Source organism: Tritonibacter horizontis (assembly GCF_001518015.1).
Lineage (GTDB): Bacteria > Pseudomonadota > Alphaproteobacteria > Rhodobacterales > Rhodobacteraceae > Epibacterium > Epibacterium horizontis.
Genome location: NZ_LPUY01000020.1, coordinates 61,021 through 72,744, shown reverse-complemented (window position 1 = coordinate 72,744; position 11,724 = coordinate 61,021). Strand labels below are relative to the sequence as shown.

4 protein-coding genes and 1 pseudogene are annotated in these 11,724 nt (G+C 64.4%); 2 read left to right on the top strand and 3 right to left on the bottom strand.

What is annotated here, in order from left to right; genetic code table 11:
* Positions 1 to 858, top strand: a pseudogene (locus TRIHO_RS04110) (hypothetical protein); the annotation flags it as partial.
* A 16-nt stretch (positions 859 to 874) separates the two neighbouring features.
* Here the strand turns inward: TRIHO_RS04110 and TRIHO_RS04105 are convergent.
* From TRIHO_RS04105 to TRIHO_RS04095, 3 genes are read right to left on the bottom strand one after another with little or no spacing between them, the layout of a single operon-like run.
* A complete protein-coding gene (locus tag TRIHO_RS04105) occupies positions 875 to 1,780 on the bottom strand; it encodes a 2-keto-4-pentenoate hydratase (protein ID WP_408646180.1) in 906 nt (301 codons plus the stop codon).
* A complete protein-coding gene (pbpC, locus tag TRIHO_RS04100) occupies positions 1,777 to 3,861 on the bottom strand; it encodes a penicillin-binding protein 1C (protein WP_082705015.1) in 2,085 nt (694 codons plus the stop codon). The genes TRIHO_RS04105 and pbpC overlap by 4 nt, the downstream gene beginning before the upstream one ends.
* A complete protein-coding gene (locus TRIHO_RS04095) occupies positions 3,858 to 9,314 on the bottom strand; it encodes an alpha-2-macroglobulin family protein (RefSeq protein WP_082705014.1) in 5,457 nt (1,818 codons plus the stop codon). The genes pbpC and TRIHO_RS04095 overlap by 4 nt, the downstream gene beginning before the upstream one ends.
* A gap of 152 nt (positions 9,315 to 9,466) precedes the next feature.
* On the opposite strand from TRIHO_RS04095, the gene TRIHO_RS04090 reads away from it, so the two are divergent.
* A complete protein-coding gene (locus TRIHO_RS04090) occupies positions 9,467 to 11,722 on the top strand; it encodes a response regulator (RefSeq protein ID WP_068240655.1) in 2,256 nt (751 codons plus the stop codon).
* Positions 11,723 to 11,724 lie beyond the last annotated feature (2 nt).

Sequence of the window (11,724 nt, the reverse complement as noted above, 5' to 3'; positions counted from 1 at the left end):
GGCGTGCTGCCCGCCCGCCCCTCGGCCCGCGTGATCGAGGAGGCCTATCGCCCTGCCCTCAGCGCAACCGGGTTGCAGCATCCCGTCACAGCCGAGCTGACAGGCGCTGAAACCTGGGGCCGCTGGATGCGGCAGATCGAGCTGGAGCCGACTGCCGGGACCATCCTGATGGAAGGCGTGGGCGACAGGCCGCTCCTGCTGCTCGACCGGGTGGAAGAGGGACGCGTGGCGCTTTTGGCCTCTGATCACGCCTGGCTCTGGAGCCGGGGCTACGAGGGAGGCGGGCCGCAGCTGGAGCTGCTGCGCCGTCTTGCCCATTGGATGATGAAAGAACCGGAACTGGAAGAAGAAGTCCTGACAGCGGACGCTACCGGCCAGCGGATGCGCATCCGTCGGCGCACGCTTGGGGATACCGTTGGCGCCGTCACCGTGACCGCCCCCGACGGCAGCACCCGCGAGATCAAGTTGACGGAAACAGGTCCGGGCCTGTGGGAAGGGGTCTATGAGAACGACCAGATCGGACTTTATCACCTGCAAGAAGGCGACCAGCGCGCGGTGATCGGCCTCGGGCCGGCTGCCCCGCGCGAGTTTGAACAGACCATCGCCACCGCTGATCTGCTGGCACCAGCCGTCGCGTCCCTGCGCGGTGGCGCGATGACGTTGGAAGAGGGCATGCCGGTGCTGCGCAACGTTCGGCAGGGGCGGCCGGCCTCGGGGCGGGGCTGGATCGGCCTGACCCCGCGTGAGGCCTATGAGACAACGGCCGTCACGCAGGCGGCCCTGTTGCCGCCCTGGCTGTTGTTGCTTCTGGCCGCAAGCCTTCTGATCGGTGCCTGGTTGCGTGAGGGGCGCAGCTAGGCCGCGGCAAGCGGGCCTAGGACGACGGCGCGAAGCGGACTGTGACCTGCGGATCGCCCGGCAGGCCCAGATAGGTAACGGTGGCGCCGCCCTGCAAGGTCTCGGGCGAGATCAACGGACCAAAAGAGCCGACAGAAACCAGGTCGCCCGCTTTGAACGTCACGCCGGCGCCATGCAGCCAGAGGATGGTTTCAGCCGGATGACCCAGGACCGCTGTCCCCGGGGCCGATGACACCAGCGTGCCTGCGGCGTCGCGCAACTCCACTTGCATCTCGCCAAGCCAGGCCGTCATCGCGGCGGGATCCTCCACCGGGATCGGCGCGCCCAGGACTCCCAGTCGGGCCCCGACACCCATGGCAGTGATGGTCTCCACCGTCATCGGCTCCCCCTGGGACAGGGCAAGGTCCGGCAGTTCGATAAAGGGACGGACACTGCGGATATTGAGCATCACCTCCTGCAGATCCAGCGCCGCATTCACCGCAGAATCACCGATCTCCATCACCAGATCGGCCTCAACCATCGGCACGGCCCCCCAAGGCAACGGCACCACGGCGCCGTCCTCCAGCATCATGTCGCGGTAGAGGAGCCCCCGCACAGGCTCTGTCGCCCCAAACCGGTCCTGCGCAGGCCCACTGGTCAGCCCCGCCTTATAGCCGACAACCGGCCCCAGATGCAGGCTCATCCCTTCGGCAAGACGCCCCTGGGTGCAAAGCGCATCGACCATCGTCCCCTCGGCCCCAAGCGCCACGGTTGGCCGGGGCGCCATATAATCTTCGACAAACCGCGAGATTTCCTCCGGGCTGGCACAGCCTGCAATCGCGGCCGATACGCAGGTCCAGACCGCAGTGGCGATCAAAGAGCCCAGAGTGACACGCCGCCGCATTTTCCGCCGCCGCTGCGGCTCCGGTATCAACAACGTCATCCTGCCTCCTCGATCTCGACCGTTACCCGCGCAGACTGCCCGTCTGCGTCGATCACCACAAGCGTGGCATGTCCCGGCCCGGGGCTCGGTAGGTCGATTGCACGCGCCTGCAGACCCCGGGCCACCGGTACGCCATTCGCAAGCACCGTAAAGGGCAGACGTCCACCTCGCAACTTCAGCGGCAAGTGCCCGTCGAGCAGGGTCACCCTTGCCTGTTCCGGCGGAAACAACACGTCCGGCGCTGCCTCGGGCCGGTCCGAAAACGCCAGATCGCGCGGCTGAAACCGCTGCAGGGGCAGGGGCAACTCCGCCGACCCGAGAATAAGCGCGTTTGACGGTGGTGGCGCAAGCGGCGCAAGATCCGGCTTCAGTGTCGCAAAGGCTTCAAACAGGAGCGGTGCGGCGAGGTCAGCGCCAAAAACCCCCGGCACCGGTGTCCCGTCGGCGCGCCCCAGCCAGACCCCGATGACATGGGCCCCATCCCAGCCCACCGCCCAGGCATCGCGGTGCCCATAGGAGGTGCCGGTCTTGTAGGGGAGCTTGCCGCCGTGCACGCCACCCGGCGTCGGCAGATCCCGCAACACATCCGCAAGATACCAGGCCGCCACCGGCGACATCACCCGCGCGGTCTCCCGGCGGCTACGCTGCCGCTGAACCGTCAGTTCCGGGCCCTGCCCCCCGGCGGCCAGCACCGTATAAAGCTGCACCAGGTCGAACAGGCTGACCCCAACACCACCGAGGCTCACCGCCAGCCCGGCCTTGCCACCGGGCAGGGAGGGCTGCATCCCCGCCTGTCGCATCGCCACCATCAGCCGCGACGGTCCGAGGGCGTCTGTCAGGATCACCGCGCTGGTGTTCAGCGACAGCCGGAGCGCATCCCGCACCCGGATGTCGCCTCGAAACACGCCGTCGAAATTCTGCGGCGCATAGCCGGCAAAGGACACCGGCACGTCCCGGATCACGGTCTCCGGATGAACCAGGCCTTCGTCGAAGGCCAGGCCGTAAATCAGGGGCTTCAAGGTCGATCCGGGCGAGCGTATCGCACGGGTCATATCGACAAATCCGCGCCGCTGCGGATCTGTGTAATCCGGCGCGCCAAGGCTGGCGATCACCTCGCCGCTGCGATGATCGGCGACGATCATGGCCGCACTCAGACGGGGGCCCGCGGCGTCGGCGCTGCGCTTCAGCACGAATTGAAGACGCTCCTGCAGCTCTGCGTCCAAGCTGACATCGAACTGCCGCTGCGCCGGAGCGGCGGCCCGCAGCGCATCGCCCAGGTGCGGCGCGAGCATGGGAAACCGGCGGCGGGCCTGTGTCAGCGGCGCCAGTGCGGACTGTCGCGCCACCTCTTCGGGCAAGATACCGGCCATGGCACTCCGCCCCAGGACCCGGGATCTGGCGATACGGGCACCCTCTACCGATCGGTCAGGGCGACGGGTTTCCGGCGATTGCGGCAACGCCACCAGCAGCGCGCTCTGGGCAGGTGTCAGGCGGTTTGGCTCCTTTCCAAACCAAGCGTAGCTGGCGGCACGGACCCCTTCAAGATTGCCCCCGAACGGCGCATGCGTCAGGTACAGCGCGAGGATCTCATCCTTGGTCAGCCGACGCTCCAGCGCCAGCGCCAACCGCACCTGTCGCAGTTTGCCTGCCCAACGCCCCGTAGTGCCATTCTCCAACAGTCGGGCGACCTGCATCGTCAGGGTGGAGCCGCCAGAGACCGGTTTGCGATGCCAGACCGCCTGGCCGACGGCCCGCAGCATCGCCAGCGGATCCACCCCGATGTGGGACCGGAAACGTTTGTCCTCATACGCAATCAACATGCGCAGATAGTCTGGATCGACATCGCCCGCCCGCACGGCCAGCCGCCAGATGCCATCATCGACCGGATAGGCCCGCAGCAATCGGCCGGTGCGATCCCGCACCTCGACCGAGGTTTCCGCCAGGGTCTGCGGCAGCACAGCCGCAGCGACCCACCGGTCGATCCCCTTGCCCGCCAGGACCAGGAGAATGAGCACCACAAGACAGGCGCTGCTCCAGCGGCCCTGCCCCGACCTGCGGGCTGCGCCCCCGGGCGAGATCATCGCACGATCAGTCGGCCCGCCGCTGTGTTGGCGCGGTAGGCAGGTCGATACATGTCTTCCACCGATGCGGCGGGATGGTAGAATTCACCGGGGCTGACGGCGCGCACCATATAGGCCAGCGTCGTGACCTCTTCGCCCGCGCTTGTGACTGCCGCCAGGAAACGATCTGATCGGAACTCCACATGTTCCGCGGTCGACAGCTGCAACCAGTCGAGGTCGCGCAGATCGCCGGACCGCAGCAGATTGGGGTTGTCGATCTCGACCCCGGCAGGCAGCGGATCATTGACCATCAGCCGGGCGCCGATGGGCTCGTACGGGCGCACCTGCAGCACAACAACCAGCCGTGTTCCCACGTCCACCTCGGCCAGATCCACCTCGGCCCCCGCCAGCGTGTAATAGCGCCGCGTCATCGCAAAACCGTAGCCCCCCGCCGTCGGCGGCGCCAGCGGCACCCCGATACGGGTCAGCGTGAGATCCGTGGCACGGCCCGAGGTGGACGTGATCGACAGCGCCTCCGGGTTTGCTCCCTCCAGCACCTCGACAAACGCGCCGGTGACCGGTTGGCCATTGACCCTGAGGCCAGAGTCTTCGGGGTGTGCCACCAGCGCATGCGCCGCCATCAGGCTCCATGCGGCTTCCTGGGTGGAGCGCGCGCCGTGGTCGGAGCTCAACCGTGCCAACAGGTCATCACGGTTGATGGCTGCACTATTGGATTCGACCGCCAGCGCCAACACGGCAGCGCTATCGCGCAGCTCTGTCCCGTAATCGACGCGCAACACCGGTGCTTCGCGCTCCTGCCGCCAGAGCCGTTGCGCGGCGAGGGCAAACATCTTGTCCGCGCGCCGCTGATCGCCATAGGCCGCGAGCGCCGCGCCCAATTGCGCCGCTGCCATAGGCGTGGTGAACGCGGCGGATTTCACATCTGCATAATAGCGCAAATCGCCCATCGCCGCCGCACCTTCACGGGCGAGAACCAACAGGGCATAGGCCACGTCCTCGCCACCGCTGTCAAAGTCCGGGACATAATTCAGCCGGTTGCGCAGATTGTCCATCGCGCGGGCAAAAGCCTGATCCGGGACCGAGTGACCTTTGCTCCGCGCCCGGCTGAGAAAATCGGTCGCATAAGCGTCCAGCCAGAGGTCGCCGCTTTCGGCGCGCCAGAGACCGAAGGCGCCGTTGGCGGCCTGCCGGGTCAGCACGGCGCGAATGGCGGTCGCGATGCGCGCATCCACCTGCGGGCGGTCGCCCAGCCCGGCGGCTTCTGCAACGTCAGAAAGATACAAGAGCGGCAACGCCTTGGAGGTCACCTGTTCCGTACAGCCATAGGGATAGCTGTCGAGTTGGGCGAGCAATCCGGGCACATCGAATTTCGCCAGTGGCCCGGCAGAGACAACCGCCCGGGCCGTGCTCGGCCGAAACTCCGCAAAGACCTCCGCATCAAAGAGGAAGTTGTCCCCGCCCGCGAGTGTGAACCGCCGCGTGTCGGAGACCACCGGATCATTGGCACGCACCGGAACACGCAGGGCCTGGGTCAGAACCTCGCCATCGGGTGTCGTCAGGCGCAGGCGCACCTCCGGGTCGCCGACAGCGCGGGCCGTCACCGGCAGTTCCAACAGGACGCGGCCCTGCTCTGACAGGCTGACGCTGGTCGGAAGATCACCGAGATCGAGACCGCCGCCGATGACCTGCGCCGCGAGGTCGATCACCCCGGTCGGCCCATCCGCATGGGTGATGTCCAGGCGGATGCGGCTTTGATCTCCGGGCGCCAGAAAGCGCGGGAGGGAGGCCGTCAGCACAACCGGGTCCCGGACGATCATGTCTGCGGATGCCTGCCCTACCGACCGGTCAGTCCAGGCAATTGCCATCAGCCGCACGGTGCCGTTGAAGTCGGGCAGTTCAACCGGCAACGAGACCTGCCCTGCGGCATCGACCTGAACCACCCCATGAAAGACCGACATCAAATCCTGTGTTGGCGGTGGCGACTGGAACTGCGCCCCAAGACCGGCATCCCCGCCGGAACGCAACCGGCCCATGGCCCCGTTACCCGGATCAATCAACCGACCGTAAATGTCCCGCATCTCCATGCCCAGGCGGCGCTGTCCATGGAAATACCCGACTGGATCCGGGGACTGAAACCCTGTCAGGTTGAGAATGCCCACATCCACGGCCGCCAACGTCAAAAAGACATCCTCCCCCGGCTGTGCACCCGCCACCTGAAGCTTGGCCTCAATGGTTTGGCGCGGGCGCGCAATCTCGGGCACGGTGATGGTGACATCCAGTTCCTGCGCCTCATGCCGCACCGCAGCATGCGCGATCCCGAGGGCCCGGGTCGGCGTGCGCTGCTGTCGCGATGCCACCGGCTGTATCACCGAAACGGACACATAGGCGCCACTGCCCCAATCCGCACCAACCTGCAACGGAATCAGGTTTTCGCCTGCTGTGACCTCCACCGCCTGACGATGGATCAGGGTGCTGCCGATGACCGACACAAGGGCGGTGCCGCTGGCCTGCGGGACAATCCGCAGCTGTGCGGTATCGCCCGGCGCATAGCTGTCGGCATCCAGCGACAGCTCCAGCCGATCGGGGGTTTGCGCGTCAGACGCGGGGGCATACCAGCCGGCATAGAAATCCTGTGACGTGGCGGTATAGGCGCCATCGATCCGCTCCACGACCAGTTCATAGCGCCCCCAGTCCACCGGCGCTGACACGGCTACCGGCTCACCGCCAAGCAACGCCTGACCCGACGCAACCCGGGTGCGCCGGGTGATCGGTTCCCACTCCCAATTGCCATAAAGCTGATACCACTGGTAACGGGTTTCGACCCGGTTGAGCCCCCATTGCACCTGCATCGGGACGGGGGTCAGATCGGGGTCAAGCGCGATCAGATCGAAGCCGGCTTCGGTGCCCTCGGCCACCACATCTTCGCCAAATCGTGGTTTCAGCCCAATCAGTGCACTGTCCGGGCGGATTGCGACCGTCAGTTCCCGCTCGACCGGGCGTTCGGAGCCGTCAAAAAGCCGCGTCCGCAGCCGGGCCTGGAGCGGCATCCCTTCGGCTTCCAGCTCCGGCAGGTCCCCCACGGCCAGGCTCTGCCCGGCGGTATCGGTGTCCGGGGCTGTGAAAAACCGGGTCTGGCGATTGATTTCAACGTCGTAGCGGCCAAAACGGTATCCGGGCCACTCCGCAAGTTCCCGCACCGGCAACAGGGATACATCACCCTCGACGCTGAGCCCGGCGCCCGGCGCCCCAAAGAGGAACCGCGCATCAATATCGACAAGGAGTTGCCCGCCCGGCCGCACGTCGGCGACTGATCGGATCTGCTGTTCAAAATCGATCCGCTCGGGCAGGAAATCCTCGACCAGAACCGTCTGACGCGACAGGGCATTGCCTTTGGGATCGGCATAGATTTCCACCGCCCAGGCCCCACGTGGGGCACTGTCCCCCACCGGCAGAGCAAAGACATGCCCGCCGGCCTGACCTGCATCAGAGATATGCCGCGCGTATTCGACCCCATCGGGGCGTTTCAACACCGCAACCAGCGGCAGATCGGTGATCGCCTGTGCGCGGGTGTCGCGGGCCAGCGCGGTGGCATAGATGGTTTCGCCGACGCGGTAGGCCCCGCGATCCGTGGTCAGATACACATCTATCGGGCCCGGCGCCGGGCGGCCCTCGACTCCCCGGTCCGACAGGTCAAAACCGGCGTCGCGCAGCGACAAAAAGGTAAAATCGCTGTCATCGGCGCGGGCCAGGAGCATTGCCGCCGACGCGCCGCCCCGCCCCCGCATCAATCCTGGTGCAAAATGGGCATAGCCCGTCGCGTCTGTCGTGGCTTCGGCGACGACCGCATTGGCTTCGGAAATCAGCTCCAGCGCGACGCCTGCACGGATCCCGGCATCCGACAGCCCCATGACATGCACATGCAAGCCATCCACGCCTGACATCGCACTGAGGCCCAGATCGGTCAGAATGAACCATTGTGTGGCGGCGGGAGTCTCGTAGGGGTCGACCCCCGGGATCGTGGCGTTAAGGACATAAATCCCGACGGGCTGGTCCTTCAACACGTCCTCCAGCGGCAGCCGGGTCGTGACATCCAGGTTCAGTTCCTGACTGACCTCGGCGGTGCCGGTCCACAGCTCCTCTGCCAGCGTGGTGTTGAAACTCTCGCTTTGCCAGTAGCTGAGCGGACGGGCAAAGTAGTCCTCCTGCATGCTCCGCAGCAGGTTGCGGTCGCTCACGCGCGCGAGTTTCAGCTCAAGCGTTTCCACATTGACCGTCTCGACCGGCAGCGCGGCGGTATCGCCCCGGGCAAGGACATAGGACCGGCCCGGAAACCGCACCGCCGGGCTGCGATCGCGGATGTAGTGGCTGAGGTCGACATCCTTTGTCAGCGTTTCGCCGTTTTCGGCAGGCAAACCGCGCCGCAGGGTCACCCGCAGGTGCTGGCCATGGGTCAACCCGGACAGGCACAGCTCGCGACCGGAGGCTTCAGCGGCAAGGCCGGTGGTCTCCGTCTTCAGGTAGTCTGCGAAGGCCGTGCCCGACCTGGACAGATCCTCTGAAAAGATGATGCACACGCGGGGGTCCGAACTGTCGGCCTCGACCCGCGTGTCACTGACGCGAAAGCCGTATTTTGCGACAGCTTGATCGAGTAGATCCGAAATATCCTGACGCGGCGCCAGATCCAGTGCCAACCGCAACACTGCGATCATGTCACGACCGCGGCCCAGTTTTTCCAAGGCATCCGCCGCTTCCGTCAGCGCGGTGGCCTGCAGGGCGGAGGCGTCCGCCCGCAGATACCCGTTGAGCGCCGCCGCAAGGGATTCCGCCAGGCTGCGGCGGCTGTCACTGCCACTGTTTGTCGCCACCGCACGGAGGAAACGCGCATAATCCACCCAAAGATCTGCCGCATCGCTCAAGGCGACCGCTTCGCCCATCCAGCGCGCAGCCAGGGGGGCATTGTTGCTGGCAAAGGCTTGCCGCGCCCCATCGACCAGCCCCTGCAGATCCGCCCCGCTGAGCGGATACCGCGTGCCGATGTCCCCGGCGAGATCACGCGCGGCGTCAAGGTCGCTCTGGCCCAGACCCTCCAGCCGCTCTGCCCGCTCACGCGCCCTTGCCACAAGGTCGGCCTCGACTGGCAGCTTTCGCACTGTCAACGCCCCGACAAAGGGAGAGGCGTCGCGCAATTCGGATTTGGGAAAACAGGCTGCCGATTTCAGATTGTAGACAAACCCGACACAGGCCGACTGGCTCAAACAAGCCCGCTGGCACGCTGGAAGTGTTGTCTCAAACAGGGCCTGAAGGTCCGCCCCGAAATGATCGGTGTCCGGCTGGGTGACAAACCGGGCCTCCGGCAAGGGGGACGTCGCGCCGGTCTCTGCGGTCTGCGCAGAGAGCATCGTCGCAAAATTAACAGAAAAAAGAAAAGTCAGTGAAATCAATAGGTGCCGCATGGAATCCCCCCTGTCGCAATCCGGAGGCTGGCATGCGCTCGGCACCATAGCAAGAACCTGCACCATAACCGCATCGCTAAAGCCAAATTAAGAATTGCCTGCGAAGGTGGCCCGACAGGTGTGGACGAGGAAAATGACTGGAGTTGGCGTAGATGTCGCTTGCTGAGAAACTGGCACAGGAGCGAAGAGCCCGACTTGCGGCGGAGCGACTGCTGGAGCTGAAACAGGCTGAGCTGACGGATGCAAACCGCAAACTTGGCAGGCATGCGCTTGCCTTGACCAAACGCATTGGCGCCACCCAGGCCGAAATTGCCACCTTTCGCGATGAGAATGAAAAAGTAAAAAGCGATCTCAATACCGCGAATGAAAAGGTGGAGCTGGCGGAGCGTCGCCTGTGGCACTCGATCCAGGCTTTTCAGGACGGATTCGCCTTCTTTGACAACAACAGCAAGCTGATCGGCGCCAATACGGCCTATCTCAACATCTTTGAAGGCGTGGAGGAGGTCTCTCCGGGGGTGTCCTATGTGCGGATTCTGCAGATTCTCACCGACGAGGGGCTGATCGACACCGAAGAACTGACCGCGGATGCCTGGCGCGCGACCATGACCGAACGCTGGATGTCATCGGCGCCAGAACCCACGGTCATCCGCCTGTGGAATGACCGTTACCTTAAACTTATCGACCAGCGCGGCCATGACGGCGATATCGTCAGCCTGGCGCTCGATATTACCGCGACCGTCCACTACGAAGAAGAGCTGCGCGCCGCCCGCGAACGCGCTGAAGCCGCCAATCGCGCCAAATCCGCTTTCCTCGCCAATATGAGCCATGAGATCCGCACCCCGATGAATGGGGTTGTCGGCATGGCGGAACTGTTGAATGACACCAACCTGACCGAGGAACAGCGCCTTTACGCCCACACGATCAAGAACTCGGGCGAGGCGCTGCTGGTGATCATCAATGACGTGCTCGACTATTCCAAGATCGAGGCGGAAAAACTGGTCCTGCATCCGGAACCCTTTGATCTGGAAGCCTGCATGCATGAAGTGGTCATGCTGCTGCAAGCCAACGCCCGCGATAAAGGGCTGAGTTTGCTGGTGGACTACGACCTGTTCATGCCGACCAATTTCATTGGCGACCCTGGACGCATCCGGCAGATCCTGACCAACCTGATCGGCAACGCCGTCAAGTTCACCAACAAGGGCCATGTGACCGCACGGGTCACCGGCGTTCCGCAGCCCGAAGACAATACCGTAATGCTGCATATCTCGATCGAGGACACCGGCATCGGTATCCCCGAGGAAAAGATCCAGCATGTCTTTGGCGAATTCAATCAAGTCGAAGACGAAACCAACCGGCAGTTCGAGGGCACCGGGCTTGGCCTCGCGATCACGGAGCGGTTGATCAAGTTGATGGACGGGGAAATCTGGGTCGAAAGCGAATTCGGCGTCGGCTCCTGCTTTGGCTTCCAGCTGCCTTTGGCGGTGGCGGACGGCAGCCAGATCAAGGCGCCCGAAATGCCGGAAGACCTGCAAACCGTGCTGATCGTCGACGATATGGAAATCAACCGCGAAATCCTGAACCGTCAGTTGCAGCGCCTTGGGCTTCAGGTGTTCCCGGTTTCAACTGGTGCGGAGGCGCTGGAAAAGATGTCGGACGACATCGACCTGGTCATCACAGATCGCAACCTGCCTGGCATGGATGGTCTGAAACTGGCGCGAAGCCTGCGCCACTCCTGGCCGGATGTTCCGGTGATTTTGCTCTCGTCCGATCCTGCGGATCTGCGCGATGCGTCGATCCTGGAGATTTTTGCGGATGTTCTGCAGAAACCGCTGCCGCGTGGCGCGCTGTTCAACGCCCTGTCCGGTCTCAGCGCGCTTGAAAGACGTCGTGCGGCTGGCGCAGCGAGTTCGGATCAGGGCAGCGATCCCGCAACGACGCCTGCAGCCACCCTGTCCAGCCCGGCCCGCTCTGAACTGCCACGCATGCGGATCCTCGCCGCAGAGGACAACCGGACAAACCAGCTGGTTTTCCGCAAGATGGTAAAAGATCTCGATATAGAATTGAAATTTGCGAACAATGGCTTAGAGGCCGTTGATCTTTACCAGAGCTTCAAACCAGATCTTATCTTCATGGATATTTCCATGCCAAAAATGGATGGCAAGGAGGCCACGCAAGCCATCCGCGAGCTCGAAAAAGCCACCCACCACCATGTGCAGATCGTGGCGCTGACTGCGCATGCAATGGATGGCGATTCCGAGGGGATCCTGGCCGCGGGGCTGGATGACTACCTGACAAAACCCTTGCGCAAGGTTCTGATCCACGAACGGATCATGAAAAACCTGCCCGCCGGGGTCGCGCCGCTTGTCACCACAGAGGCAGACGACAGCGCGATGCGCGCCACCGGCTGATC

What these genes read in the sequence shown, in the direction of transcription:
- TRIHO_RS04105 (WP_408646180.1), bottom strand. Translation starts at nt 1,780, where the DNA reads ATGACGTTGTTGATACCGGAGCCGCAGCGGCGGCGGAAAATGCGGCGG.
- pbpC (WP_082705015.1), bottom strand. Translation starts at nt 3,861, where the DNA reads ATGATCTCGCCCGGGGGCGCAGCCCGCAGGTCGGGGCAGGGCCGCTGG.
- TRIHO_RS04095 (WP_082705014.1), bottom strand. Translation starts at nt 9,314, where the DNA reads ATGCGGCACCTATTGATTTCACTGACTTTTCTTTTTTCTGTTAATTTT.
- TRIHO_RS04090 (WP_068240655.1), top strand. Translation starts at nt 9,467, where the DNA reads ATGTCGCTTGCTGAGAAACTGGCACAGGAGCGAAGAGCCCGACTTGCG.